This is a genomic window from Alkalicoccus chagannorensis DSM 18086, from assembly GCF_000429725.1.
GTDB classification, from domain to species: Bacteria; Bacillota; Bacilli; order Bacillales; family Salisediminibacteriaceae; genus Alkalicoccus; species Alkalicoccus chagannorensis.
Genome location: NZ_AUCK01000001.1, coordinates 138,843 through 165,340 on the forward strand (window position 1 = coordinate 138,843; position 26,498 = coordinate 165,340).

General features: G+C 51.7%; 23 protein-coding genes. All 23 read left to right on the forward strand.

Annotated elements, in window-relative coordinates:
- Positions 1-53 precede the first annotated feature (53 nt).
- Positions 54-518: a ribosome maturation factor RimP gene (rimP, locus tag G477_RS0100725; RefSeq protein ID WP_035210775.1), complete on the forward strand. Its 465-nt coding sequence runs from the start codon at positions 54-56 to the stop codon at positions 516-518.
- A gap of 46 nt (positions 519-564) precedes the next feature.
- Positions 565-1,716: a transcription termination factor NusA gene (nusA, locus tag G477_RS18300; protein WP_035210777.1), complete on the forward strand. Its 1,152-nt coding sequence runs from the start codon at positions 565-567 to the stop codon at positions 1,714-1,716.
- A gap of 19 nt (positions 1,717-1,735) precedes the next feature.
- Complete coding sequence (rnpM, locus tag G477_RS0100735; protein WP_026696302.1) at positions 1,736-2,008, forward strand: RNase P modulator RnpM; 273 nt, start codon at positions 1,736-1,738, stop codon at positions 2,006-2,008.
- A complete protein-coding gene (locus tag G477_RS0100740; protein WP_026696303.1) occupies positions 2,005-2,316 on the forward strand; it encodes a L7Ae/L30e/S12e/Gadd45 family ribosomal protein in 312 nt (103 codons plus the stop codon). Before rnpM ends, G477_RS0100740 begins: the two co-directional genes overlap by 4 nt.
- A 33-nt stretch (positions 2,317-2,349) precedes the next feature.
- Positions 2,350-4,443, forward strand: coding sequence for a translation initiation factor IF-2 (gene infB, locus G477_RS0100745; RefSeq protein ID WP_026696304.1), 2,094 nt, complete (start codon positions 2,350-2,352; stop codon positions 4,441-4,443).
- Positions 4,440-4,721 (forward strand): DUF503 domain-containing protein, encoded by a 282-nt coding sequence (locus G477_RS0100750; protein WP_026696305.1) that lies wholly within the window; start codon positions 4,440-4,442, stop codon positions 4,719-4,721. The genes infB and G477_RS0100750 overlap by 4 nt, the downstream gene beginning before the upstream one ends.
- A 16-nt stretch (positions 4,722-4,737) precedes the next feature.
- Entirely contained in the window at positions 4,738-5,085 is a 348-nt protein-coding gene (rbfA, locus tag G477_RS0100755; protein ID WP_026696306.1) for a 30S ribosome-binding factor RbfA, read from the forward strand.
- 974 nt (positions 5,086-6,059) lie between these two features.
- Positions 6,060-6,992 (forward strand): tRNA pseudouridine(55) synthase TruB, encoded by a 933-nt coding sequence (truB, locus tag G477_RS0100765; RefSeq protein ID WP_051287571.1) that lies wholly within the window; start codon positions 6,060-6,062, stop codon positions 6,990-6,992.
- The gene (locus tag G477_RS0100770; protein ID WP_026696309.1) at positions 6,989-7,912 is read left to right on the forward strand and encodes a bifunctional riboflavin kinase/FAD synthetase; all 924 of its coding nucleotides are present in this window, start codon (positions 6,989-6,991) and stop codon (positions 7,910-7,912) included. The genes truB and G477_RS0100770 overlap by 4 nt, the downstream gene beginning before the upstream one ends.
- A 124-nt stretch (positions 7,913-8,036) precedes the next feature.
- A complete protein-coding gene (gene rpsO, locus G477_RS0100775) occupies positions 8,037-8,306 on the forward strand; it encodes a 30S ribosomal protein S15 (protein ID WP_026696310.1) in 270 nt (89 codons plus the stop codon).
- A 183-nt stretch (positions 8,307-8,489) separates the two neighbouring features.
- On the forward strand, positions 8,490-10,583 hold the full coding sequence (gene pnp / locus G477_RS0100780) for a polyribonucleotide nucleotidyltransferase (protein ID WP_026696311.1): 2,094 nt from the start codon (positions 8,490-8,492) through the stop codon (positions 10,581-10,583).
- A gap of 120 nt (positions 10,584-10,703) precedes the next feature.
- Complete coding sequence (locus G477_RS0100785; protein ID WP_026696312.1) at positions 10,704-11,972, forward strand: M16 family metallopeptidase; 1,269 nt, start codon at positions 10,704-10,706, stop codon at positions 11,970-11,972.
- A 108-nt stretch (positions 11,973-12,080) separates the two neighbouring features.
- Positions 12,081-13,127: an aspartate-semialdehyde dehydrogenase gene (locus G477_RS0100790; RefSeq protein ID WP_026696313.1), complete on the forward strand. Its 1,047-nt coding sequence runs from the start codon at positions 12,081-12,083 to the stop codon at positions 13,125-13,127.
- A 205-nt stretch (positions 13,128-13,332) separates the two neighbouring features.
- Positions 13,333-14,544, forward strand: a complete 1,212-nt coding sequence (dapG, locus tag G477_RS0100800) for an aspartate kinase (RefSeq protein ID WP_035210779.1) — start codon at positions 13,333-13,335, stop codon at positions 14,542-14,544.
- Between the two features lie 13 nt (positions 14,545-14,557).
- Positions 14,558-15,457, forward strand: a complete 900-nt coding sequence (gene dapA / locus G477_RS0100805; protein ID WP_035210781.1) for a 4-hydroxy-tetrahydrodipicolinate synthase — start codon at positions 14,558-14,560, stop codon at positions 15,455-15,457.
- A gap of 1,023 nt (positions 15,458-16,480) precedes the next feature.
- Positions 16,481-18,151, forward strand: coding sequence for a ribonuclease J (locus tag G477_RS0100820; protein WP_026696317.1), 1,671 nt, complete (start codon positions 16,481-16,483; stop codon positions 18,149-18,151).
- Between the two features lie 83 nt (positions 18,152-18,234).
- Entirely contained in the window at positions 18,235-20,514 is a 2,280-nt protein-coding gene (locus G477_RS0100825; protein ID WP_026696318.1) for an FtsK/SpoIIIE family DNA translocase, read from the forward strand.
- 36 nt (positions 20,515-20,550) lie between these two features.
- On the forward strand, positions 20,551-21,270 hold the full coding sequence (locus G477_RS0100830) for a GntR family transcriptional regulator (RefSeq protein WP_026696319.1): 720 nt from the start codon (positions 20,551-20,553) through the stop codon (positions 21,268-21,270).
- A gap of 20 nt (positions 21,271-21,290) precedes the next feature.
- Positions 21,291-22,544 (forward strand): EF-P 5-aminopentanol modification-associated protein YfmF, encoded by a 1,254-nt coding sequence (gene yfmF, locus G477_RS0100835; protein WP_245575353.1) that lies wholly within the window; start codon positions 21,291-21,293, stop codon positions 22,542-22,544.
- Complete coding sequence (gene yfmH, locus G477_RS18305) at positions 22,541-23,845, forward strand: EF-P 5-aminopentanol modification-associated protein YfmH (RefSeq protein WP_084406069.1); 1,305 nt, start codon at positions 22,541-22,543, stop codon at positions 23,843-23,845. Before yfmF ends, yfmH begins: the two co-directional genes overlap by 4 nt.
- A complete protein-coding gene (gene ymfI / locus G477_RS0100845) occupies positions 23,842-24,537 on the forward strand; it encodes an elongation factor P 5-aminopentanone reductase (protein ID WP_026696321.1) in 696 nt (231 codons plus the stop codon). The genes yfmH and ymfI overlap by 4 nt, the downstream gene beginning before the upstream one ends.
- A 99-nt stretch (positions 24,538-24,636) precedes the next feature.
- Positions 24,637-25,416 carry a DUF3388 domain-containing protein gene (locus tag G477_RS0100850; RefSeq protein ID WP_026696322.1) on the forward strand — a complete coding sequence of 260 codons (780 nt, stop codon included), beginning with the start codon at positions 24,637-24,639 and terminating at the stop codon, positions 25,414-25,416.
- 87 nt (positions 25,417-25,503) lie between these two features.
- The gene (locus G477_RS20375; protein WP_051287574.1) at positions 25,504-26,460 is read left to right on the forward strand and encodes a helix-turn-helix domain-containing protein; all 957 of its coding nucleotides are present in this window, start codon (positions 25,504-25,506) and stop codon (positions 26,458-26,460) included.
- Positions 26,461-26,498: the final 38 nt, after the last annotated feature.

Here is a 26,498-nt window from a genome sequence, read left to right on the forward strand (position 1 = left end):
TCTTTTGCGGTAAAGCACCTATACAGCTGAACAGAAAGGAGGAAAAGGTGACAATGACGATACAGGAACGTGTCGAAAACGTGGTTCATCCTATCCTGGAACAAGAGGGTCTGGAGCTGGTGGACGTTGAATTCACGAAAGAAGGGAAACACTGGTTTCTCCGTGTATTCATCGATTCCCCAACCGGGGTGGACCTTGATGACTGTACGAAAGTAAGCGAACAGCTGAGCGAAAAGCTGGACGCAGAAGACCCTGTAGAACAGGCGTATTACCTGGAAGTGTCTTCCCCTGGAGCCGAGCGGCCGCTCAAAAAGCAGAAAGATGTTGAAAATGCTGTCGGCCGTCATGTGTACGTGTCAACCTATGCCCCCATCGACGGCATGAAAGTATTCGAAGGCGTACTGGAAGCATTCGATCACGACATCCTTTTTATAAAAGTGAACATGAAAGGCCGCTTTAAAACATTCGAAGTACCTTACCAGCAGGTAGCAAAAGCCCGGCTGGCCGTTGCATTCTAGGCATCGGCCGATTCCCGGAAATGACTGAAAGGGGGACGCAGGCTCCATGAACAGTGAATTTATGGATGCATTGACCGTCATCGAGAAAGACAAAGGAATTGATAAAGAGATTATTCTGGAAGCTATTGAACAGGCTTTGATCACCGGCTATAAGCGGAACTTCAACTCCGCTCAGAACGTCCGTGTCGACATTGACAGAGAAAATGGAGAAATCCGTGTATTCGCCAGAAAAGAGGTTGTCGAAGAAGTTTTCGATGCGAGACTGGAAATTTCCCTTGTGGAAGCGCACGATATCAATCCACTCTATGAAGTGGATGACGTGGTGGAAATCGAAGTTACGCCGAGGGATTTTGGACGGATCGCAGCTCAGACAGCCAAGCAGGTTGTAACCCAGCGTGTGCGCGAAGCGGAGCGCGGGATTATTTATTCGGATTTCATTGATAGAGAAGAGGATATCATGACCGGCATTGTCCAGCGTCAGGATCACCGCTTCATCTACGTCGATCTCGGAAAAGTGGAAGCATTGATGCCCTTGAATGAGCAGATGCCGACCGAGTCCTACAAGCACAATGACCGGATCAAGGCCTTCATTACAAAAGTGGAAAAGACCACCAAAGGGCCTCAAATCATGATTTCCCGGACACATCCCGGGCTGCTGAAGCGTTTATTTGAACTTGAAGTTCCGGAGATATACGATGGAACTGTCGATGTCATGTCCGTTTCCAGAGAAGCCGGAGAAAGATCAAAAATTGCGGTCCATGCGGAAGATGAAGAAATCGATCCCGTTGGTTCTTGTGTAGGGCCACGCGGTCAGCGTGTGCAGACGATCGTCGATGAACTGAAAGGTGAAAAAATCGACATTGTCCGCTGGTCTGAAGACCCGAAAGTCTATGTCGCCAATGCTCTCAGCCCATCTAAAGTACTCAAGGTGACGGTGAACGAAGAAGAGAAGATGACGCAGGTGATTGTACCGGACTACCAGCTGTCGCTCGCGATCGGAAAACGCGGTCAGAACGCACGTCTTGCTGCTAAGCTGACAGGCTGGAAAATCGATATAAAGAGTGAATCGGAAGCAGAGGAACTCGGCCTGCTGGACGAACAGGAAGCAGAAGAGCTGGAAGCTTTCTCCACTCCGGAAGCAGCATCGACCGATGATGTAGCCGGATGGCTCTCTGATGATGATGATGATCAGTACTAAGTAACAGGAGGGGTCCCTCATGTCCAAAAAGAAAACCCCGCTGCGTAGATGTGTCGTGACGCAGGAAATGAAGCCGAAAAAAGAGCTGATCCGCGTTGTGCGCTCCCCTGAAGGTGAAGTCACGGTGGATACAACATCCAAAAAGTCAGGCCGCGGCGCTTACGTGTCGAGTGATGAACAAGTAATCGAAGATGCACGAAAAAAAGGGGTGCTCAGCAGACATCTGAAGGCAGAAGTGCCGGATGCTGTGTATGATGATATGCTCCGTATTCATTTGAGGAGCAGACTATGAATGAGAAACAGAAACAGCTTCTCGGTCTGATGCAGCGCGCAGGCGCGCTGAAGACAGGAGAAGAACAATGTATCGCATCCGTTCAGAAGCGCCGCGCAAAAGCGGTCATTCTCGCGTCAGATGCCGGTGTTAATACAAGCAAAGTCTTTCATAACAAGTGTCATTCCTATCAAGTGCCCCTCTACAGAGGGGGGACGAAAGAAGAAATGGGACGTGCCCTCGGAAAAGAAAGCAGAGTGGCAGCGGCAGTTGAAGACAGCGGCTTTGCCGAAGCGTACCGGAAACAGGAAGAGAAGCGGGAGTCTTAACTTCCGTCTACCATAGATCAAGGAGGTACGTATATGAAAAAAATGCGTATTTATGAGTATGCCAAAGAAAAAAACATGTCCAGCAAAGAAGTCATCAACAAATTGAAGAATCACAATATAGAAGTGAACAATCACATGAGTGTGATTACAGAGGACACAATCAAAAAACTGGAAGGCGGAACAGAGGAAAAGACAGTTGCCTCTACGCCGAAGCGTTCCAGCGATAAAAACTCGGTGAAGGAAAAGAAATCCACGCCGCAGCAGAAACAGAATCAGAACAAGCCGGGAAACCGTGGCGGCGGTCAGAAACGCGGAAAAGGACCAAACAAGCGTGGACGTAAGCCGCAGAATACGAAGCTGAAGTCACAGAAGCCGGCGCCGGAGCACATTACGTTCCAGCAGCCGATCACGGTCGGTGAACTTGCAGACAAGTTTCATCGCGAACCATCAGAATTAATCAAAAAACTGATGACACTCGGCACGATGGCAACGATCAATCAGGAGCTGGATAAAGATACCGTCGATCTCCTCGGGGTCGAGTTTGGTATTACGACCGAAGAAGAAATCGTCGTTGATGAAACAGAGTTTGAAACCATTGAAGAAGAAGACGATCCAGCGGACCTGAAGGAGCGCAGCCCGGTTGTGACAATCATGGGGCACGTTGACCATGGTAAGACGACGCTGCTGGACAGCATTCGCCATACGAAGGTGACGGCGGCGGAAGCAGGTGGCATCACCCAGCACATCGGTGCTTACCAGGTTGAAGAAAACGGCAAGAAAATTACATTTCTGGATACTCCCGGCCACGCGGCCTTTACGACCATGCGTGCCCGCGGTGCTCAGGTTACAGATATCACGATTCTTGTCGTTGCAGCGGATGACGGCGTCATGCCGCAGACGATTGAAGCTATCAACCACGCTAAAGCTGCAGAAGTACCAATCATTGTTGCTGTCAATAAAATTGATAAGGAAGGCTCCAATCCAGACCGTGTCATGCAGGAGCTGACGGAACACGGACTGGTCGCGGAAGCATGGGGCGGAGAAACTATCTTTGTCAATGTCTCGGCGATACAAGGGGAAGGGATCGATGACCTTCTGGAAATGATCCTTCTCGTATCTGAAGTGGAAGAGCTCAAAGCGAACCCGGATAAAGAAGCACACGGTACCGTAGTAGAGGCCGAACTGGACCGCGGCCGCGGCCCAGTAGCAACGCTGCTCGTTCAGGGCGGTACGCTGCAGGTGGGAGATCCTGTCGTCGTCGGTACGACATTCGGTAAAGTACGTGCGATGGTCAACGACGTAGGCAGACGCGTGAAAAGCGCTGGACCATCCGAACCGGTTGAAATTACCGGATTGAACGGCGTACCGTCCGCCGGAGATCAGTTCAAAGTCTTCCAGGATGAGAAAAAAGCACGTTCTATCGGGGAAACCCGCGCTATGAAAGAGAAAGTGGCCAATCGTAAAGAAAACTCCACGGTGACGCTGGATGATTTGTTCGACCAGATTCAGCAGGGTGATATTAAAGATATTAATCTGATCGTTAAAGCGGATGTTCAAGGTTCCGCCGAAGCGATGAAGAGCTCCCTGGAGAAAATCGAAGTGGAAGGCGTGAAGGTTAACATCATTCACACTGGAGTCGGCGCTATTGCCGAATCCGACATCATTCTCGCTTCTGCATCCAACGCGATCATTATCGGCTTCAACGTACGTCCGGATGTGAACGCGAAGCGGACCGCAGATGCTGAAAATGTAGACATTCGTCTGCACCAGGTTATTTACGCAGCGATCGAAGAAGTGGAAGCGGCGATGAAAGGACTGCTGGATCCTATTTATCAGGAAAAAGTAATTGGTCAAGCAGAAGTCCGTCAAGTATTTAAGGTATCCCGCATCGGCTCGATTGCCGGCTCCTACGTAACGGACGGAAAAATCGTCCGAAACGGAAAAGCGCGTCTTATCCGCGATGGGGTTGTTCTCTTTGACGGTGAGATTGCCGACTTAAAACGTTTTAAAGACGATGTCCGAGAAGTAGCGAAAAACTACGAATGTGGTATCACACTCAGCAAATTCAACGATATCCGAGAAGGCGATCAGATCGAAGCGTACGTGATGGAAGAGATTAAGCGGTGACCATTGGCGTGCTGACGCTCGACGTGCATCTTCCAGATGCCCAGTCATTGAAAGACAAGCGTGCAGTGGTCAAAAGTGTGGCCGACCGCATCCGGCGCCGGTTTAATGTTTCTTTTTCCGAAATCGACCATCAGCAGGTTTGGCAGCGTGCTGAGTGGGTAGCAGTAGCTGTAAGTGGATCCCGCATTCACGCCGAAAAGGAGCTTCAGTCTGTACTGAAGCTCCTGGATCAAGAGCCATTTCTGGAAGTGATGAACGTCCAGTGGGAATGGCTGTAGACTGGAGGGAAAAAGAATGTCCAACGTAAGAGCGAAACGGGTGGCGGAGCAGTTAAAAAAAGAAATCTCTGACATTATCCAGCGCGAAGTCAAAGATCCAAGAATTGGTTTTCTGACCGTGACGGATGTCGACATCACCGGTGATCTGCAGCAGGCAACGGTATTTGTCACTGTCTATGGAGAAGAAGAGGAAAAGCAGGGAACGCTGCAGGCACTGGAAAAAGCGAAAGGCTTTATCCGGACCGAAGCAGGCAGAAGAGTGCAGCTCCGCAAAACACCGGAAATCTATTTTGAGTTCGACGAGAGTATTGAGCGCGGCAACAGAATCGAATCACTGCTCCGCGATATGCGTGAGCGCGAATAGATCCTGGGAGGCTGCAGGTTGACCTGCAGCAGCTCCTCTGACGATCCCCCGCCGGAAGCACCCGCTTTCCGGCGGTTTTTTTATGTGATAAAAATGTATAAGTTTTGGTTCTAAGATAAATGTTGGGGTAGAGGTTCATTTCCGTGGCATTTTTGCTTCCGTTTCAGGCGGACGCTTGCCAAGGGGCGCTGCCCTCCACTCTCCTCGCGCTGCGAGGAGGAAGTTCGGACGGCGCTTGATCCCTCTGGCGTCGCCGCCCTTCCCTACTGAGAAGGGTTCGTTTTGTTTTTCTTTTTGCTACCTTGAAAATAGAACATAGGAGTCTATGTTCATCTATCATGGTGCAGTGAGGTTGCATGAGTGTCTCTGTTAAAGGCTGGTGTTGATATAAACAGGACGCCTGCGGCTCCTTTTTCTTCGCTTGCCGCGGAGAAATCCTTCCGCTATCCCTTCCTTTCGCCCGGGATGATCGTCACGATTTCTTTTTCCGCAGGCGTCTCGAAACATCGCTTTCCCTACGCTTTTTTGATAGAAAATGGGAAAAAGAAACCATCTCTGTCTTTTCTATTGCAAAGCAAGAACGAGGCGGAGGGGCGCGTCCACGGCAGGCATGCCGAGTTGAAGGGAAGGATCCTTATATTAACAAGGAATAGGAACAGAGCCTTTTATTTAAAGCTGCATTGAAAATAGAACATAGGAGTTTCATCTATCATCGTGCAGCGAGGTTGCAGTCCTGAGCCTGTTCAACATGTGAATGAGAACCTAAGTTTTCATACTGGGGGAAAGCGGCTTTGTCGGCTGCGCGGGAAGCAGAAAGTCGCATGCTTCCCTTAAAGAACCTGCGGCACGCGCCGTTCCGCCTATTTGTTCGGCGCGGTAAACAGAAACACTGGGACTGGTCCGGGACAGCATAGTTCTCACGTTCCGCAGTTTTTGGTAAAGTGTAGGGTAGACGAATGGAAGGGGAGTTCAGCATGAAAGATATTGGAGGAATCGTTCCGCTCTGGAAGCCGAGAGGAATGACATCATTTGACGCAGTTCAGCAGGTCAGACGAATCTATCAGACAAAGAAGGCAGGACACACCGGGACGCTTGATCCGGATGTCGAAGGGGTGCTTCTAGTATGTCTGAACCGTGCTACGAAACTGGTGGAGTATTTGACAGGGGAGGACAAAGTCTATGAAGGAGAAGTGACATTCGGGACGGCGACGGACACGGAGGACAGTTCCGGTACGGTCACTGCTCACGGACCGGTGCCCGAGCTCACGAATGCAGATGCCGATCACCTGCTTGCTTCTTTTACAGGCTCTTTGATGCAGACTCCTCCTATGTATTCCGCCGTTAAAATAAACGGGAAGAAACTGTATGAATATGCAAGGGAAGGCCGTGTTATCGACAGGCCGGCGCGCGAAGTTTTCATTCATGAATTGTCCCGTCAGGGGGATGTTACATATCATGACACCTCAGCATCATTTCGTTTTCGAGTCCGCTGCAGCAAAGGGACGTTTATCCGAACGCTTTGTGTCCAATTCGGTCATGCGCTGAGCACAGAAGCGCACATGTCGGATCTCATCCGCACGCGAAGCGGTTCGATGGATGCGAATGCCTGTGTCGGGCTGGAGACATTGAGGCAGCATGATGACCCGGAACAGCTTCTTCTTCCAATGGAACAAGCGGTCGATCACCTCCACGGAATGACGGTGGATGAAGAGACCCGGCAGAAGATTCTTCACGGAGGTCTCCTCCGTGCACCGGAAGGAAGCGGGCTTTTTTCAAAGCCTTATTTCCCTGTTTATGATCAACAGGGGCACCTTCTTGCCCTGTACAAGTGGGATGAAAAACGGGAGGGCATGATCAAGCCGGAGAAAATGATCCGGACGGCGGATCAGAAGGAGGAGCATCAATGAAAACTCTTCATCTGCAGCATCCTGTGCAGCAGGGCGGCTTTGACCCGTCCGTCTGTGCTCTCGGTTTTTTCGACGGCGTTCACCGCGGACATCAGCAGGTGATACAGACTGCCATAGACAAGGCTCGCGAATCCGGTGTTCACTCGGCTGTTATGACGTTTGATCCCCATCCGAAAGAAGTTCTCCGCGGTATAGATGCCGGTTACATTACACTTCTTCATGAGAAAGAAGCACTCTGCCGCGACATGGGTGTCGACCTTTTTTATGTTGTCCGATTCGATGAGCGCTTTGCATCCCTGACGCCCCAGCAGTTTGTAGACCAGTTCATTCTTGGTTTGTCCATCACCCATGTCACAGCAGGATTTGACTACACCTTCGGTCAGAAAGGAAGAGGTACCATGGAAACGTTCTCCTTTCATTCACGTGGAAAAGTTACATCCACAACGGTGGATAAATTTGAGGAGAAGGGCGAGAAAATCAGCTCAACGGCGGTGCGCAGAGCACTCGAAGAAGGGAATGTGCCGGCGGCCGCCGATGCGCTCGGGCGGCTTCATTCCGTCACAGGGACCGTTGTGGAGGGAGAAAAACGGGGACGTACAATCGGTTTTCCGACTGCAAACGTGCAGGTTCCACGGAAAAAACTGCTTCCGGCAGACGGTGTCTACGCCGTAAAGCTGATGGCAGAGGGAAAAGAGTACGCCGCGGTCGCCAACATTGGCTCCAAACCGACATTCCACGAAGACCATCCCCAGACACTTGAAGTGCACGTGTTTGACTTTGATCAGGATCTTTACGGTAAAGCAGTCACCGTATCGTTTATCGACTGGGTCCGCGGAGAGAAAAAATTCGATTCTCTGGAAGGGTTAAAAGCGCAGATCCAAGCGGATGCGGAGAAAGCGAGAACCATCGCAGCGGATTAAATTCATGGTTGCACTCGTCATGAATTTTCGTTATGATAGTAAAGTCGAACCGGCGCATGGCAGCGCGATTCACCAACGCCTGCTGGGCGGACGGCGATTACTAATTTTTCAGGAGGTGAATAGGATGGCTTTGACTCAAGAGCGTAAAAATGAGCTGATCAGCCAGTTCAAGACGCACGAGAACGACACTGGATCCCCAGAGGTTCAGGTTGCTATCCTGACAGAACAAATCACAACGCTGAACGAACATCTGCGCACACACAAGAAGGATCACCACTCCAGAAGAGGACTTCTGAAGATGGTCGGCCAGCGTCGTAACCTGCTGACGTACCTGCGTAAGAAGGACGTTACTCGTTACCGTGAAGTTGTTGACAAACTTGGACTACGCCGATAAGGCTGACAGCGGGGGCACTGCCCCCGCTTTTTTTCTGTATTCAAACCGCCTGGAGATTCTTTTCTTCCCCTATCATTTCTGATATGATGAATAAGGATTCGAGGGCATCAACCTATACTCCAACAGATACGATGTTTTACATACTGCGCAGATGATGCAGATGAAGAGAGGGGTACAATAAATATGGGTAACGACAATCAGACATTTACTACAGAATGGGCCGGCAGAACACTGACCGTGGAAACCGGTGTATATGCAAAACAGGCGAACGGCGCGGTGATGGTGCGCTACGGAGATACAGCAGTTCTCTCCGCTGCAACGGCATCCAAAGAACCAAAAGACCTGCCGTTTTTCCCGTTGACGGTCAACTACGAAGAGCGACTGTATGCCGCAGGCAAAATTCCCGGCGGCTTTATTAAAAGAGAAGGGCGTCCGAGTGACCATGCCGTGCTGACGAGCCGCCTGATCGACCGGCCGATCCGTCCGCTTTTTCCGGACGGATTCCGCAATGATCTGCAGGTGATCAGCATCGTCATGAGTAACGATCAGGACTGCCCTCCGGAGATGGCCGCTATGCTCGGTTCCTCTCTGGCGCTTGGTGTGTCGGATGTCCCATTCGGTGGACCGATCGCCGGCGTAACGGTAGGACGCATTGACGGGGCGTTTATGATCAACCCAAGTACGGATGATATGGAGAAGAGTGATATCGACCTCATCGTTGCAGGGACGAAAGACGCGATCAACATGGTGGAAGCCGGCGCGGAAGAAGTTCCTGAAGACGTTATGCTGGAAGCCATTCTCTTTGGACACGAAGAGATCAAGCGGCTGGTGGAATTCCAGGAGCAGGTAATCGCAGCTGTTGGAAAAGCAAAAATGGAATTTGCGCTGAAGACCGATGATCCTGAGCTGGAACAGGAACTGCGCAGTAGTGCCGTCTCCAAGCTCGAGGAAGCTGCTATGGTAGTCGACAAGCAGGATCGTGACACGGCGGTGAAAGCGGTCATGGATGAATTTGCGGAAGCGTATGCATCCGAAGAAGCGGACCAGGACCGCTCCAAAGAAGTGAAGGACATCCTCGACAAACTGTTTAAAGAAGTGGTGCGCAGACTGATTACAAAGAAAGGAATCCGACCGGACGGCCGCGGTGTGGACGAAATCCGCGCGCTGCAGTCACAGGTGGATATGCTTCCTCGTACACATGGATCTGCCATGTTCACCCGGGGGCAGACGCAGGCGCTCAGCATTTGTACACTCGGTGCACTTGGAGATGTTCAGATTCTCGACGGTCTCGGAATCGAAGAATCAAAACGCTTCATGCATCACTACAACTTCCCGCAGTTCAGCGTGGGTGAAACAGGGCCGATACGCGGACCCGGCCGCCGGGAAATCGGGCACGGAGCTCTCGGTGAACGTGCGCTGGAAAAGGTCATCCCATCTGAGAAAGAGTTTCCTTATACGATTCGTCTCGTGTCGGAAGTACTCGAATCAAACGGATCGACTTCCCAGGCTTCCATTTGTGCGAGTACGCTTGCCATGATGGCAGCGGGTGTTCCGATTAAAGCACCGGTCGCAGGGATAGCGATGGGACTGGTTAAGCACGAAGACGATGTCGAAGTACTCACAGATATTCAAGGGATGGAAGATGCCCTCGGAGATATGGACTTTAAGGTTGCCGGAACCCGCGAAGGTGTCACGGCGCTGCAAATGGATATCAAAATCGAAGGCATTGACCGGGCGGTGCTGGAACAGGCCCTCTCGCAGGCGAAAAACGGCCGTATGACGATTCTGGACAACATGCAGGAGGCTATCGGCTCCTCCCGCAGTGAGCTGAGTGATTATGCTCCGAAAATCATGACGATGAACATCAGTCCGGATAAGATTCGTGACGTTGTTGGCCCGGGCGGAAAAACGATCAATCAGATCATCGATGATACGGGTGTGAAAATTGACATTGAACAAGACGGTCGTGTGTACATCTCCTCCACGAATGCCGAAGACAACGAGAAAGCGAAAAAGACGATTGAAGATCTCGTCCGTGACGTAGAGGTAGGACAGACGTACCTCGGGAAAGTGAAGCGGATTGAAAAGTTCGGTGCATTTGTGGAACTGTTTAAAGGCAAGGACGGCCTCGTTCATATTTCCCAGCTCGCGCATGAACGAGTCGGAAAGGTCGAGGACATTGTCGAAATCGGCGATGAAGTGATGGTAAAAGTAACGGAAATCGACAATCAGGGGCGTGTCAACCTGTCGCGCAAAGCGATGCTGGACAGTCAATAATTCGTATGACACCAGGCAGCAGCCGGAACTTGCCCCGTTCCTGCTGCTGCCTTCCTTATATCCGCAGCAGGTACGAGCTGCTTAGGCTGGATTGGATGAGGAAAGAAAGGAGCTGCTGAATTGCTGCAGAAAACCACGTTAATCAATGGCGTCCGTCTCCTGACGGATGTGGATACCCGCGTCCGTTCCGTCTCTATGGGGATTTGGGTGCGGATCGGTTCCCGATATGAGAAAGCGGAGATGAAGGGGATGGCCCACTTTATCGAGCACATGATATTTAAAGGCACAAAAGAACGGACGGCGAAAGAAATTGCCGAAGCTTTTGATGCTGTTGGCGGTTATGTCAATGCGATGACTTCCAAAGAATACACAGCGTACTATGCGAAAGTACTGGATACGCATGCTTCGGATGCGCTGGAAGTGCTCGCCGATATGTTTTTCCACTCGAATTTCGACAGTGTCGAGATGGACAAAGAGAAACAGGTCGTAAAAGAAGAAATTGATATGTATGAAGATACGCCGGATGATCTCGTTCATGAGATACTTGCGGAGGCAGCTTATAAAAACCATGCGCTGGCCGCACCGATTCTTGGTACAGAGGAGACGCTCGATGCTTTTACGAGAGAAGATATCCTCTCGTTCATGAAGCACCATTACGGAGCAGAGGAAGTCGTCCTGTCGCTTGCGGGCAATGTCAGCCCGGAGCTGGTGGAGCATGCGCAGAAGCTGTTTGAACCACTCCAGCCAGGAGAGAGACTTCCAGAAGCGGATACTCCTGCTTTTCATCCCGGCACGGAAATTCGAAAGAAGGAAACCGAACAGGCTCATCTCTGCTATGGTTACGAAGGATTTGGCATGGAAGACGAAACATTATATCCGGCGGTACTGATCAATAATGTACTTGGTGGAAACATGAGCAGCAGGCTCTTTCAGGAAATCCGGGAGGACCGCGGGCTTGCTTATTCGGTGTTTTCCTACCACGAAGCGTTTGCCGGATGCGGGATGCTGACAATCTATGCCGGCTGCCAGCAGGAAAACCTGGACGAAGTATGCCGGCTGATTGAGCAGGAAACGGCGGCCATCGCAGCAGACGGATTGACCGAAAGAGAACTGTATCACGCGAAAGAGCAGCTGAAAGGAAGCCTCCTCTTAAGCCTGGAGAGCTCCAGCGCGCACATGAGCCGAAATGCGAAGAACGAACTGCTTCTCGGTGAGCACGAAGAAATGGAGACAATCACGGAAAAGATCGATTTAGTTTCCATGGAAGATATCCGCAGAACGGCCCGGCGGATGTTTCAAACGGAGCCGGCGGTTGCTCTTGTCAGCAGAGAGGGGCGTCTGCCAGAGTCCATGAGAAATCGAATGCAGACCGGTGTTCAAAACGACTGAAGCGGTTGTATCGTCTCTCATCGTGCAGAATGGCTGGTGCAGAGCATCCGTGGAACTGCTATAATTTTGGAGTGGAAAGAATCAACCAACGTGAAAGGGGTCGCAATCATGTCCAACCAAACATTCAATATTGCCGTCGTAGGCGCTACAGGAGCCGTAGGAGAGCAGATGCTCGAGGTGCTTGACCGGCTGAAATTTCCGATCGCTTCCATTAAGCTCTTGTCTTCAAGTCGTTCAGCAGGGAAGAAAATCCACTTTCAAGGCGAGGAACTCACCGTGGAAGAGGCAAAGCCGGAATCATTCGAGAACGTGCAGCTGGCCTTGTTCTCAGCAGGTGGTTCGGTTTCGAAAGCACTGGCTCAGGAGGCAGTGGACCGCGGAGCTGTCGTTGTAGATAACACGAGTGCCTTCCGTATGGATCCAGAGGTGCCCCTGGTTGTGCCGGAAGTCAATGCGGATGCCATGAAGGAACATCAGGGCATTATTGCTAATCCAAACTGCTCCACCATTCAAATGGCGGCTGCGCTTGAACCGGTACGACGTGCTTACGGAATAAATAAACTCATCGTCAGCACGTATCAGGCAGTATCCGGCGCTGGTGCAGATGCCGTAGATGAGATGTATGAACAGTCCCGTCAAATTCTCGATGGAGATGACATAGAGCCGAAAGTACTGCCGGTATCCGGTGATAAAAAGCACTATCAGATCGCATTCAACGCCGTGCCGCAGATTGATGTATTCACGGAGAACGGCTACACCTTTGAAGAGATGAAAATGATCAACGAGACGAAGAAAATCACAGGTGATGATTCCATGCATGTGGCTGCTACCTGTGTCCGTCTCCCTGTCGAGACTGGTCATTCTGAATCCATCTATATTGAGACGGATAAGGATGGACTCACGGTGGAAGGAATGAAGCAGCTGATGCGCGATGCGGAGGGAATCACCCTGCAGGATGATCCGTCATCCCAGCTGTATCCGCTGGCTTCAGATGCCCACGGAAAAGACGATGTCTTCGTCGGGCGTATCCGCCAGGATCTTGATAATCCGAAAGGTTTCCACCTCTGGGTTGTAGCAGATAATCTGTTAAAAGGTGCTGCGTTGAACTCCGTCCAGATCGCTTTTTCCCTCATCCGGCAGGGACTTTTAAAATAACTTTGCAACGACACGGCAGTATCGCCGCTGCATTTCCGGCAGAACAGGAGAAGCAGCAGCAGAACATGGAAGAGGCTTCCGCCGGATCCGTCCGGTGGAGAGGCCTTTTCTCTTGATCATCCGGTGGAAAGAGGCGGAACGGAACATGTACATAACCGGCCGCGCCACCTGCAGCTAAACGACCTCAATCGAAAGTGGGGATAGCATGGACAAAAAAATCATTGTTCAAAAATTCGGAGGATCCTCGCTCCAGAACGACGAGCGCCGCGGCCAGTGTGCAGAGCACGTTGCTGCGGCGCTTCGTGATGGAGCGAAAGTGGTTGTCGTCGTATCGGCGATGGGCCGCTCCGGGGATCCATACGCTACGGACACGCTGTTGTCTTTAATAGGCGGAGAAGCGCCAGTCGTATCGTCTAAAGACCGCGACCTGCTCGTTTCCTGCGGAGAATCTATATCTGCTGTCGTTTTCACGTCCCTTCTGCAGTCCCGCGGCATTCACGCAGCGGCAATGACGGGGGCGGAAGCTGGGTTCCGGACAACGGATACATACGGCGATGCGCGTATCATCAGCATGGAAACCGGAGCGCTGGAAGAGGCGCTGAAAGAACAAGATGTCATCGTAGTAACCGGCTTCCAGGGAATGACGCCGAAAGGGACCACCGCTACGCTCGGCCGAGGTGGTTCCGACACGTCCGCCGCGGCCGTAGGCGCTGCTCTGAATGCGGCACGTGTTGATATATTCACCGACGTCCCGGGCATCATGACAGCAGACCCCAGGATGGTCGAGCATGCGGCTCCGCTGGAAGTCATTACGTACCATGAAGTGAGTAACATGGCTCATCAGGGAGCAAAAGTCATTCATCCGCGTGCGGTAGAAGTCGCCATGCAGGCAGAGATCCCTCTCCGCATACGTTCTACGTGGGAGGACCATCCGGGAACCTTAATTACCACTTCCACTTCACAGGTAAGAGGAAGAGATCTCGTGGAGCGTCCGGTAACAGCCGTGACGCATATGACCGGTCTGTCCCAGCTGAAAATCTACACGAATGACGGAGCAGCCGAGGTGTTCCGCCTGATGGCGGAGATGGGAATCTCCGTTGATTTTATCTCTATTCATCCGGATTTTTTAAGCTTTACTGTCCCGGAATCCCGTCGTGCTGAGGCTGAAGGCTCTTTACAGAAAGCAGGCTTTGAAGTAGGATGGACGGACAAATGTGCAAAAGTGGCAGCTGTAGGCGCAGGAATGACAGGGCTGCCCGGGATTGCCTCAGCAATCGTCAATGCCCTGCATGAGAAGAACATCCCGATTCTGCAGTCCGCAGATTCTCACACGACGATCTGGGTTCTCGTCCGGGATGAACACGTCAGAGCGGCAGTTCAAGCGCTGCACAATGCTTTTCTGCCTCAGCACAATTAAAGGAGGATGCGTGATGAAACTAGGTAATGTCGTAACGGCGATGGTGACACCTTTCAATGAAGAAGGTCATGTAGCAGTCGATCAGTTGAAACCGCTGCTGGATGAGCTGATTCACCGTGGCACCGAAGCGGTCATCGTTGGCGGAACCACGGGGGAATCTGCTACCTTGAGTATGCAGGAAAAAGCACTGCTGTACAGGGAGGCAGTCCGTGCGGCAGAGGGAAGAATCCCCGTCATCGCCGGGACCGGAATGAACGATACGTATGCAACTGCAGAGCTATCGAAGCAGGCAGCCGCAGATGGTGCAGATGGCATTATGCTCGTAGCGCCGTATTATAACAAGCCCTCCCAGAAAGGGATTTACGAACACTTCAAGACGATCGCAGAGCAGGTGGATACGCCGGTGATGCTTTACAACGTTCCGGGAAGAACGATGGTCAACATGCTTCCAGAAACGACCATTGCCCTCTCGGAAGTACCGAACATTACCTGCGTGAAGGAAGCGAGCGGGAATCTGGACCAGATGACAGCCGTTATCGCGGGTGTTCCGGATGACTTCACAGTGTACACCGGGGATGACAGCCTGACGCTTCCATCGGTTGCCGTCGGAGCAGATGGTGTTGTTTCGGTGTCCAGCCATATTATCGGCGCCGGGATGCAGGAGATGATCCAGGCGTACAGAAATGGCAGTACCGCACATGCAGCAGCACTGCACCAGCAGCTGGTGCCGTTTATGAAGGCGATGTTCCTTGCCCCGAGCCCGGCTCCGGTCAAAGCTGCTCTCGCTATGCAGGGCATTCATACCGGTCCGGTCAGACTGCCGCTCATTCCACTGTCAGAAGAAGAACACGCTGTGGTCGCTCAGGCTCTCGACACCTTGACATCACGTGAACATCAGCCCTTTACAGGCTGAAAAAACAAATCGATCGTGTATCCCCCCCTTTCAGCCTCTTCGACAGGCTGAAAGGGGGGTTTTTCAGGATAGAGAGCAGGCGTCAAAGCATTCCTATCTGTTGATCAGATTATCTTATTTCTTTTGGTGAAGCTCTGTGATTGTTTATTGTTGATAATGACAGAAAACGCCGCTGCAACTCGGCAGGCTTGCCGTGGAGGAAATCTCCAGCTTCCTCGGTCTGACGCCCTGTGGGATCCTCCGATCTCCTTCTTCCACAGGCGTCCGCCGAAAGCGGAAGAAATCAACATCGAACGATAACATAGCCTTTGGTAAAAATGTTGACGTTCTCATCGAGGGAGAAGGAATCATGCAGGAATAACCTGTCTTATGGTCAAGCACACAGATTTTCCAGTTAGGAGGTTGCATCAGCCGCGGCTCTTCAGCAGGCGCTCGACGCTTACCACTGGAGGAGGAAGACGAGCTGAAGGCCACGAAGAAAAGCAGCCTTGGCCGTACGCCCGCCTGCGCCCGCAGGCAGGAGCTCCATGTAAGAGAAGCGATCGGAGAACTGACCGCGGTGATCGACAATCATCCCGCAGAGTACGCCATCCGTTTGCCATCGGGACGAAACACTGGCTCTTTTCGACCTCTTCATCGTCGCACGGAAGTCAGTGTCCACCTCGAGTCGTTCACGCCGCACAGCCGAACCCGCCGTACATGCGTACCTGCATTATCACTGACGGTGCAGGAGGCGCATGTTTCGAAGCCTAAAGAAGCGTTAACAGCCGCTGGCCGGCGTATGCCACTCTTGAAAAAAGAGAAAGGGAGACGGCTTTTTGACGTGGCTGAGCAGAAGGCGGCGGCTCAGGATCAGCGAGCGGACATCTTGCGATGAGTGAACGAAGGAGTACATAGAAAAGACTTGAAGGCGTGCGTGAAGAAATTTCCTGTCCTGCTTGTAGAGCAGTTCCTCATTCATGTATACTTAAAAAGAGAAAATCTGCACGTATGAACTATTTCAATACACAGGAGGAACAACCATTGTCAAACCAACAGACTGAAAAAATCCGCATCTTCGCCCTCGGCGGATTAGGAGAAACAGGCAAAAACCTATACGTCGTCGAACTTGACGAAGATATTTTCATTCTTGATGCAGGCTGCATGCATCCGGAAGACGACATGCTCGGCGTGGACATCGTCATCCCGGATACCACGTACCTGACGGAGAATAAAGACCGGATCAAAGCGATGATACTTACGCACGGCCACGAAGAGCATATCGGGGCGGCCGCGTATCTGCTGAGGGACCTGAAAATGCCGGTGTACGGATCCAAATTCACCCTTGCACTGCTGCAGGACCGCTGCAATGAGATTAAGCTGAAGAAAAAACCGAAGTTCCACGAAGTGAATGCGGACTCCAGAATCAAAGTAGCAAAAACGCCGGTCAGTTTTTTCCGGACCAACCACAGCATTCCGGATTCCCTCGGCGTCGTCATTCATACGAGCCAGGGACCGATCCTTTACACCGGCGACTTCAAGTTTGACCAGAACCCGGTAGATGGTCAGACGATGGATATCGATAAGCTGACCGAGATCGGATCCAAAGGGGTCCTCTGTCTGCTTTCCGACAGCAGTCACGCGGAGGTACCCGGCTATACACCTTCCGAATCGATCGTATCGGAAGGTCTGAAAGATGCTTTCCATGAAGCTCCGAAAGCTATCGTTGTGTCGATGTATGCGACACATATTCACCGCATGCAGCAGGTACTGGATGCTGCGGCTCAAAAAGAACGAAAAGTAGCGATTGTCGGCAAAGAAATGGAACGGGCAGCAGAAATAGCGATGGAGCTCGGCTATCTGAACGATGACGATGGTCTGCTGATTCCGAAAAAGGAAATCGCCTCAATGCCGCGTGAAGACCTCGTCATTCTAACGACGGGCAGTCAGGGCGAGCCGATGAGCGACTTGATGCGGATGGGCAAAGGATCACATCAGCTCTTTACGTTCCAGAAGAAAGATCGGCTGGTCCTCTCCTCTATGCCGAACCCGGGAAATGAGAAGCTGGTGTCCCAGCTGATCGATTTGATTTCCCGGACAGGAGTCGACTGTATTTACGGGAAAAACAAAAAAGTACACACGGCGGGTCATGCCAGCCAGGAAGAACTGAAACTCCTCCTGAACGTAGTGAAACCGCAGCATTTCATTCCGGTCAGCGGCGAGTACCGGATGCAGTATTCCCACCGGCGGCTCGCCGAGTCTGTGCATGTGGATACCGACAACATTCACCTGCTTGAAAAAGGAGAAATCGTGGAGTTCACGAAGCGCAAAGGGAAGCGGACGACCAAAATCCCGACTGGTCACGTACTGATCGATGGACTCGGCGTCGGCGATGTCGGTAACATCGTTCTCCGCGACCGCCGGCTGCTGTCCAAAGACGGTATTCTCGTCGTAGTAGTCACGCTGAACAAGAAACACAACCAGATTCTATCCGGTCCGGACATCATTTCCAGAGGATTCGTCTACGTACGGGAATCAGAAGAACTGATCAAGGAATCGGAAGTACTGGTAACGAAATCTCTAGGGGAAGCAATCGAGCAGAATCAGACGGAATGGTCCCAGCTGAAAAGCCACGTCCGGGATCAGCTGAGCAGATATCTGTATGAAAAGACGAAGCGCCGTCCAATGATTATGCCGATCATTATGGAAGCATAGCGGCAGAGAACCTGCAGGGGATGCTCCCACCCGCTCTCCAGCGGAGGGAGCATCCCCTGGCTTGTTTAGTGGAGGTGCATGCAATGGCTCAAAAAAAGAAAACAACTAAAAAAACACAGCAGTGGAAAAAGCTGCTTAAAAAAGAAATTGCAGGCATCTTTTTCGCCGCTGCAGTACTCGTTGTCCTGCTCGGACTGGGTCCGGCTGGTACATTTGGACAGGATCTGCTCCGGTACCTCATCGGCAGTATGCATCCGGTTTTCAGCATATTTCTGCTGCTTGTGGCAGGGTATTTCATGTGGAAGCGATCGTTCCCGATTCCAGCGGCGGATCGTGCATCAGGTGCATTCCTGAGCACGGCCGGGCTTGTCATGCTTCTGCATCTCCCTCTGCGGGGAAGAACGACAGAGGATGGATTTACAGCTCCGCTGCAGCAGCAGTGGGCGGAGTTCGGTGCTCCTGAAGGCATGTCCGGAGGAGTAGCAGGAGCCCTGCTGTTTCAGTCGGTTCAATCTCTGATTGCCCCGGCCGGAGCGGTCCTTACTGCTTCTGCACTGATTGTTGCCGGCATTGTGCTGCTCTCTGGACGATCATTCGTAGAAGTTCTTCGCTACAGCAGCGAGAAGCAGAAACCATTCTGGAAAGCGCTCAAACGAAAGATACAGATACGCTGGGAGCAGTTTAGAGAAGAAGGAAAAAGGAAACGAGAGAACAATGAGACGGTGGAGACACCGGAAGAACCAGATCACGTTCCGTCCGTTCCGCCGGAACCTCAGGAAACAACAGACACGTCTACTTCCGAAGAAGCACCTGTTATTTACGATTTTACAGACAATGTGCAGACGAACAGCAAAGAAGAACAGGCAGAACCGGAACGAGAACCGGTATCCGTCGAAGAGAAGGATGAATCCCGTTCTATTGTTGTAGAAGAACATGAGAACACAGACTACCGGCTGCCGCCGATGACGTTACTGCAGCAGCCGTCCCAGCAGTCCCAGAGCGGAGAGCGGAGCATGCTCTCTAAAAATGCGCGGAAACTGGAAGAAACGCTGGAAAGCTTCGGCGTTTCGGCCAAAGTGACGAAAGTGCATCTCGGTCCGTCTGTCACAAAATATGAAGTCTATCCGTCCACCGGCGTCAAGGTGAGCCGCATCGTGAACTTAAGTGATGATCTGGCGCTGGCACTGGCGGCGAAAGACATCCGGATGGAGGCGCCGATCCCAGGCAAATCGGCGATTGGGATCGAGGTGCCAAATCAGGATGTTGCACTCGTCACGCTGAAAGAAGTACTCGACAGTGACGAGATGAAGAAATCAACCAACCCGCTTGCCATTGCACTCGGCCGTGATATTTCCGGTGGAGCCGTCATGGCCGAGCTGAACAAAATGCCCCATCTCCTGGTTGCCGGTGCGACAGGAAGCGGAAAAAGTGTCTGCATCAACGGCATTATTATCAGCATACTGCTGCGCAGCAAACCCCATGAAGTAAAACTGATGATGATCGACCCGAAAATGGTGGAGCTGAACATGTACAACGGCATCCCGCACCTTCTTTCCCCGGTCGTTACTGAACCGAAGAAAGCGGCGCAGGCGCTCAAAAAGGTCGTCTCGGAGATGGAGCGGCGCTACGAGCTGTTTGCTTCCACAGGTACTCGGAATCTGGAAGGGTACAACCAGTACATTGAAAGAGAGAATGAGAATAGAGAAGAAGCCGCTTCCCCGCTTCCATACATCGTCGTGCTCGTGGACGAGCTGGCAGATCTGATGATGGTTGCATCCGGAGAAGTTGAGGATGCGATCACGCGGCTGGCGCAGATGGCGCGGGCTGCAGGAATTCATCTCATCATTGCTACGCAGCGCCCTTCCGTTGATGTCATAACCGGCGTCATCAAGGCAAATATCCCTTCTCGCATCGCGTTCGGTGTTTCCAGCTCAACGGATTCACGGACCATTCTCGACAGCGTCGGTGCAGAAAAACTCCTAGGGAAAGGGGATATGCTGTTTCAGCCTGTCGGAGCCGGCAAAGCAGGCCGGATCCAGGGAGCATTTTTGAGCGACGGAGAAGTGGAGACCGTCGTCCGGCACTGCATTGAGCAGCAGCAGGCCCAGTACGCGGAAGAAATGATGCCGTCCGAGGAGCCGGAAAAGGATGAAAGCAGCTCGGATGATGAGCTGTATGAGGATGCCGTCAACATGGTGGCACAAATGCAGACCGCATCTGTCTCGATGATCCAGCGTCGGTTCCGGGTCGGCTACGCGAGGGCGGCAAGGCTGATCGATGAAATGGAAGTCCGCGGTGTCGTCGGACCTTATGAGGGAAGCAAGCCGAGAGAAGTTCTTGTCGCAAAACCTGATGAAGAATAAAACGGAATGTACATTCACATCCAGAGGGAGGCTCACGTGATCAAATCTGATTCCCGTCCACTGTACCTGCAGGTCATTGACAAAATAAAAGAAGATATCGAATCCGGTGTGTTTGAAACCGGGCGACGTCTGCCATCAGAGTTCCAGCTCTCCCGCCAGCTCGGCGTCAGTAGAGCTACTCTTCGTGAAGCGCTGCGCATGCTCGAAGATGAAAATGTCGTCGTCCGTCGGCACGGAGTCGGCACTTTCGTGAACAACAAGCCTCTCTTTTCCTCCGGCATCGAGGAGCTTTTCAGCGTCACCGACATGATCCGCCGGGGGAAAAAAGAACCAGGCACCAATTATCTCTCGACGTTCATGGAGCCGGCTGATGAAGATGATAAACACCGCTTCCGCGATCAGCACATCGATAACATCATTACCGTGGAGCGGGTACGTACCGCTGATGATGAGCCGGTGGTCTACTGCCTCGACCGTGCACCGGATAAATTTCTGAATGAGACGTTCCACGGAGAGCAGTCGATTTTTGATCAAATGGAAAAATCAGGTATAACCATTACGTATGCGATGACCCATATTGAACCGATCGGCTATGATGACCGGATATCCGAGATTCTGGAATGCGAACCGGAGACCTCTCTCCTCGTGCTGAAACAAATGCACTACGATGATCAGGACAGGGCCGTACTGTATTCCAAAAACTATTTCCGGGCTGATAAATTCAAATTTCATGTCGTACGGAAACGCGTATTTTAGGAGGAATGACGTTGCAGACAATGGACATTAACACGATCCGGACGCATATTGAGCAGCTGGACACGTTTAAAACAACAACATTGGTGTTTCAGCTGAGAACCAGACTGGAGCGGAAAGATTTAACGGAAAAAGCGCTGCTGCCTTCCATGCTGGAAAGGGGAACGAAACACTTTCCGAGCCGGCAGCATGTTCAAGGAGCTCTCGAGGAGCTTTACGGTGCTTCGCTGAGCGGAGATGTCGTAAAGAAGGGAGAGCACCACGTTGTGACTATTAAATTGGAGGCAGCGAATGAGAAATTTCTCCAGGAAGAGGTGCCTCTTCTGGAAAGAGCTGTGCAGATGACGGCCTCTCTTCTGTTTTATCCTAACATCCAGGATGGTGCCTTTCCTGAAGACATCCTGCAGGAAGAGAAACGCTCCCATGCGCAGAAAATCCAGTCGGTGTATGACGACAAGATGCGTTTTGCCAATAAGCGTCTCGCAGAGGAAATGTGTGATGGGGAAGGCTATGCCCTTCCAGTTCTGGGTATGAAAGAAGATCTGGAACAGATCACAGGGGCGTCTCTGTACGACGCGTATCAGCGGCTGATATCAGAGGCACAGATGGATTTTTATGTCGTTGGCGATGTTGATCCGAAAGAAACGGGCGCGCTCATCGAACATTACATGCACCCGGACCGGGAGCACATGCCAGGCGAGTATCAGCTGCCTGCTCACGAGAAGCCGGCAGACGTGAAGGTAGTAAAGGAAACCCAGCAGTTGAAGCAGGCGAAACTCCATATCGGGTACCGTACCGGTATCAGCTTTGGTGACAGCGACTACTTTGCCCTGCAGATGGCAAACAGTCTTTTCGGCGGAGCGCCTCATTCCAAGCTTTTTGTGAACGTGAGGGAAAAAGAGAGTCTGGCTTATTACGCCGCCAGCAGACTGGAAAGTCATAAAGGGCTGATGATTGTGATGGCAGGCATCGATACGAAGAAATTTGATCAGGCAGACGCGATCATTGATGAACAGCTCGATGCTGTAAAGCAAGGTGATTTTACGGAGGCGGACGTGGAACAGACGCGTGCTGTCCTGATGAATCAGATAAGGGAAACCATGGATACCGCGCGAGGCCTGGTCGAACTCGATTATCACAGTAAGACCGCGGGTACGAAGCTGCAGGCATCCGACTGGCTCGATGCACTTGCTTCGGTAACAAAAGAAGACATGATCCGGGCTGCATCAGGCATAACGAAAGACACCGTCTATTTTCTCCAAGGGGAGGAATCATAATGGAAACGATGCATTTTGAACAACTGCAGGAAACATTGTATAAAGAAAAACTGGATAACGGGCTCGAAGTGTTTCTTCTCCCGAAGGAAGGGTTCCAGAAAGCTTTCGCCGTTTTCACCACAAAATATGGATCCGTTGACGACCGCTTCATTCCGATTGGCGGCACGGAGCCGGTACAGCTGCCGGACGGGGTCGCCCATTTTCTTGAACATAAAATGTTTGAGGATGAAGACGGGGACGTGTTTCAGGAGTTCAGCAGGCAGGGGGCCAGCGCAAATGCCTTTACGAGCTTTACCCGAACTGCCTATCTGTTCTCCAGTACGAGCGGAGTGAGCAACAGTCTGGAAACGCTCCTCAACTTCGTTCAGAAGCCATATTTCACTGATGCAACCGTGGAAAAGGAAAAAGGAATCATCGAACAGGAAATCAATATGTATCAGGATAATCCGGACTGGCAGAACTTCTTCGGTCTGCTCAAGGCGATGTATCACCGTCATCCTGTCCGCACGGACATTGCCGGTACCGTCTCCTCCATATACGACATTTCGAAAGAAGATCTCTATATGGCCTACGAGACGTTCTACCATCCTGCCAGCATGGTGCTTTTCATCGTAGGTGCTGTCGAACCGGAGTCGACCATGAAGCAGATCCGGGAAAACCAGCAGGCAAAAACGTTTCCTGATCCAGAGGAACCGGTACGCTTTCAGGCTGATGAACCGGAGGAAGTGTTTGAGAAAAGCGTGACGATGGCCATGCCCGTCCAGGTGGGCAGATGCCTGATCGGATTCAAAGAAAAAAATCCTTTCCGCAGAGGAAGGGACCTACTGAAGAGGGAGCTGTCGGCACAGCTGGTGCTCGAAATGATGTTCGGCCAGAGCTCTGATGGGTATGCTTCGCTGTTCTCCCGCGGACTCATTGACGAAACGTTCAGCTTTGACTATACAGCAGAAGAAGGGTTTGGCTTTTCGGTGATCGGAAGCGACACGACTTCGCCGCAGGAACTTGATGATGCCGTCAGCGGCATTATTCAGTCGGCCCAGCGGGAGGGGCTCTCTGAAGCCGCGTTTGAGAGACTGAAGAAAAAGAAAATCGGGTTCTTTCTGCGTGCAATGAACTCCCCGGAATTTATTGCTAATCAGTTCACTCGTTATCATATGAATGAGATGCAGCTGTTTGATGTTATTCCTGTCCTCGAATCGTTAACGCTTCACGATCTTGACGAGGTGCTCCAGGAGCATTTCGACCTGAGCAGGCAGAAGAGTGTACACATGATCTATCCGGAAGAGTCCGTCACGTCATGAGAAAAGTGCTGATCACCGGTGCCACCGGCGGAATCGGGAGTGCCGCTGCGGAAGCGTTCCGCGGGGAGCACCTGCATCTTCATTACCACAGCAGTCACGATAAGGCAGCGGTACTTCAATCCCGTTTCCCCGGCAGTGAGTGGATCCAGGCGGACCTGGCGGCGGTAGAAGCTGCTGATACGCTGGCTGCGTTTCTGCCGGACCCGGACGTGATCATCCACTGTGCGGGGAACGCCTCGGCATCGCTTTTTCAGGATGCCGACCTGACTGAATGGCAGCGGGAGATGAATACCGCACTGTTTACGCCTGCTGCCTACCTGCAGCAGGTACTCGCGGCCATGATACGGAAACAGGCCGGTGCTATCGTGATCATGACATCGATATGGGGGGAAACTGGAGCGGCTATGGAAACGACTTATTCTTCCGTGAAAGCAGCCCAGATCGGCTTCATTAAGGCGCTGGCCAAAGAAACAGCGCCATCGGGTATTACCGTGAACGGATGTGCTCCCGGCCTGATGGCCACTGATATGAACAGCACGCTCTCCACCGAAGCGCTGGAACAGCTCCACGAGGAAATACCAGCAGGAAGATCCGGACGACCGGAAGAGGCTGCAGCCGCTGCGCATTATCTGGCCGGAGCCTCTTACGTCACCGGTCATATTCTCCGGGTGAACGGCGGCTGGTATACATAAACCTTTGTGAAATATAGTAATTTTCGTGATATTCGAACAAGGCTCTTTTTTTCCTGATGCAGTTGCATTATGATGAAAGGAAAGAGAGGAGACGTTTGTATGGAGGCAAAAGAATGGTATCTTGAATACGAAATTCATGAAAACCGTCCTGGTCTGCTCGGGGAAATATCATCCCTGCTCGGCATGCTCCGCATCAATATCGTCACCATTAATGGAGTCGAGTCGAACCGCAGAGGCATGCTGCTGCGGAGCTGGAACGACGAGAGTATTCAACGGCTGCGGTTCATTTTATATACCATGGATGTCATTACGCTGAAAAAACTGCGCGTACCGAAGCTGAGAGACAGGCTGGCAGTCAGGCATGGACGCTATATTGAACGCGATGAAGACGAGAAGAAAACGTTCCGCTTTGTCCGGGATGAGCTCGGCATTCTCGTCGACTTCATGGCCGAACTGTTCATGAAGGAAGGCCACCGCCTGATTGGAATCCGCGGAATGCCGAGGGTGGGCAAAACCGAATCGATTGTAGCTGCCAGCGTCTGTGCCAATCGCAAGTGGTCCTTTTTATCCTCTACGATGCTGAAACAGACGATCCGCAGTCAGCTCGCTGATGATGAGATGCTTGAAGATAACATCTATATTATCGATGGTATCGTATCGACCATGCGCGGATCAGAGCGCCATCGTCTGCTCGTCTCCGAAATGATGCGCCTGCCGTCCACAAAAGTAGTAGAACATCCGGATATTTTTGTGCAGACGACGGAATACACGCTGGATGACTTCGACTATATTATTGAACTTCGAAGTGATGCTGATCAGGTCATCTCTTATGAAGAAGTAGAGCAGAATTATTCTTCCTTCGGCGGACCAGGCATGTAGGAGGAAGATATACCGGCCGAGGCTGGATGAATTGGAACGCAGCCCGGATAAAACTAATATTACAAGAAGAATTGCAGGTGGATAGAAGTGTCAGAACTCGGAACCAGATTAAAGACAGCCCGGGAAGAGAAGGGCTTTTCACTGGAGGAAATGCAGGAGAAGACAAAAATTCAGAAGCGGTACCTTCAGGCAATCGAGGACGGGGATTACAGTCAGATGCCCGGCGAATTCTACTCCAGAGCGTTTATTAAAAGTTATGCAGAAGCCCTGGATTTTGATGCCGAGCAGCTGTTTGCTGAACATGAGTCTGAGCTGCCGAAACCAAAAAAAGCCCCGGCAGACCTCCCTCCAAGAAAGTCAAGAACACGATCGGCACCACCTGAAAAAAAGAGTGGTGCAAAAGCCCTTCTGCCGAGCGTCCTGGCTATCGTTTTCGTGGTAGCTGCCGGTCTTGTTATCTGGCTGTTCAACCAGGATGGCGATCAGGCTGCTCCGGAAGGCGGAAACATCAATAACGAAAATAATACGGCGGAAGTAGATGATGCAGTTGAAGAAACGGATGAGAGCGGCGAAGGAAACAATACGGAAGGAACTCCGGAAGATGAGAATGACGGAGAAAACGACGGCACCCCTGTTGACAATGAGAACAACAATAACGACAGCGTAAATAACAACAGCAGCAATAACAACAACAACAACGGGAATGAGAACGAGGATAACGGGGAAGCAGAAGAACAGAACCTCTCTTTTGACAGCGCCGACGGCATCCGCTATACGTACCAGCTCGAGGGCACTGAGGATGTAGAAATCGAAGTCAACTTCAGCGGCGACAGCTGGCTGGCTGTCGAAGACGGCAGCGGCGATCAGGTACACGAACAGACGCACAGCGAAGGCGATACACTTTCCTTAGAATTCAGCGGCGAGGAGACCATTGTGTTCAACATGGGAAACACTTCCGCTGCGCAGATTTTCGTCAATGGAGAAGAGCTGGAATATGAATCCGGAGAAGTACGCCAGTACATTATTATTGAGCAGAACGCGTAAGATGGTGGTCTGTCCAGCGGCACGCAAAGCTGTCCTGG

Bases quoted from the DNA above. Each gene is read 5' to 3' on its own strand.
- rimP (WP_035210775.1), top strand. From the start codon at position 54: ATGACGATACAGGAACGTGTCGAAAACGTGGTTCATCCTATCCTGGAA.
- G477_RS0100825 (WP_026696318.1), top strand. From the start codon at position 18,235: ATGGCTCAAAAAAAGAAAACAACTAAAAAAACACAGCAGTGGAAAAAG.
- G477_RS0100740 (WP_026696303.1), top strand. From the start codon at position 2,005: ATGAATGAGAAACAGAAACAGCTTCTCGGTCTGATGCAGCGCGCAGGC.
- G477_RS0100770 (WP_026696309.1), top strand. From the start codon at position 6,989: ATGAAAACTCTTCATCTGCAGCATCCTGTGCAGCAGGGCGGCTTTGAC.
- ymfI (WP_026696321.1), top strand. From the start codon at position 23,842: ATGAGAAAAGTGCTGATCACCGGTGCCACCGGCGGAATCGGGAGTGCC.
- yfmF (WP_245575353.1), top strand. From the start codon at position 21,291: ATGGACATTAACACGATCCGGACGCATATTGAGCAGCTGGACACGTTT.
- nusA (WP_035210777.1), top strand. From the start codon at position 565: ATGAACAGTGAATTTATGGATGCATTGACCGTCATCGAGAAAGACAAA.
- dapG (WP_035210779.1), top strand. From the start codon at position 13,333: ATGGACAAAAAAATCATTGTTCAAAAATTCGGAGGATCCTCGCTCCAG.
- G477_RS0100850 (WP_026696322.1), top strand. From the start codon at position 24,637: ATGGAGGCAAAAGAATGGTATCTTGAATACGAAATTCATGAAAACCGT.
- rbfA (WP_026696306.1), top strand. From the start codon at position 4,738: ATGTCCAACGTAAGAGCGAAACGGGTGGCGGAGCAGTTAAAAAAAGAA.
- G477_RS0100790 (WP_026696313.1), top strand. From the start codon at position 12,081: ATGTCCAACCAAACATTCAATATTGCCGTCGTAGGCGCTACAGGAGCC.
- rnpM (WP_026696302.1), top strand. From the start codon at position 1,736: ATGTCCAAAAAGAAAACCCCGCTGCGTAGATGTGTCGTGACGCAGGAA.
- dapA (WP_035210781.1), top strand. From the start codon at position 14,558: ATGAAACTAGGTAATGTCGTAACGGCGATGGTGACACCTTTCAATGAA.
- pnp (WP_026696311.1), top strand. From the start codon at position 8,490: ATGGGTAACGACAATCAGACATTTACTACAGAATGGGCCGGCAGAACA.
- rpsO (WP_026696310.1), top strand. From the start codon at position 8,037: ATGGCTTTGACTCAAGAGCGTAAAAATGAGCTGATCAGCCAGTTCAAG.
- infB (WP_026696304.1), top strand. From the start codon at position 2,350: ATGAAAAAAATGCGTATTTATGAGTATGCCAAAGAAAAAAACATGTCC.
- truB (WP_051287571.1), top strand. From the start codon at position 6,060: ATGAAAGATATTGGAGGAATCGTTCCGCTCTGGAAGCCGAGAGGAATG.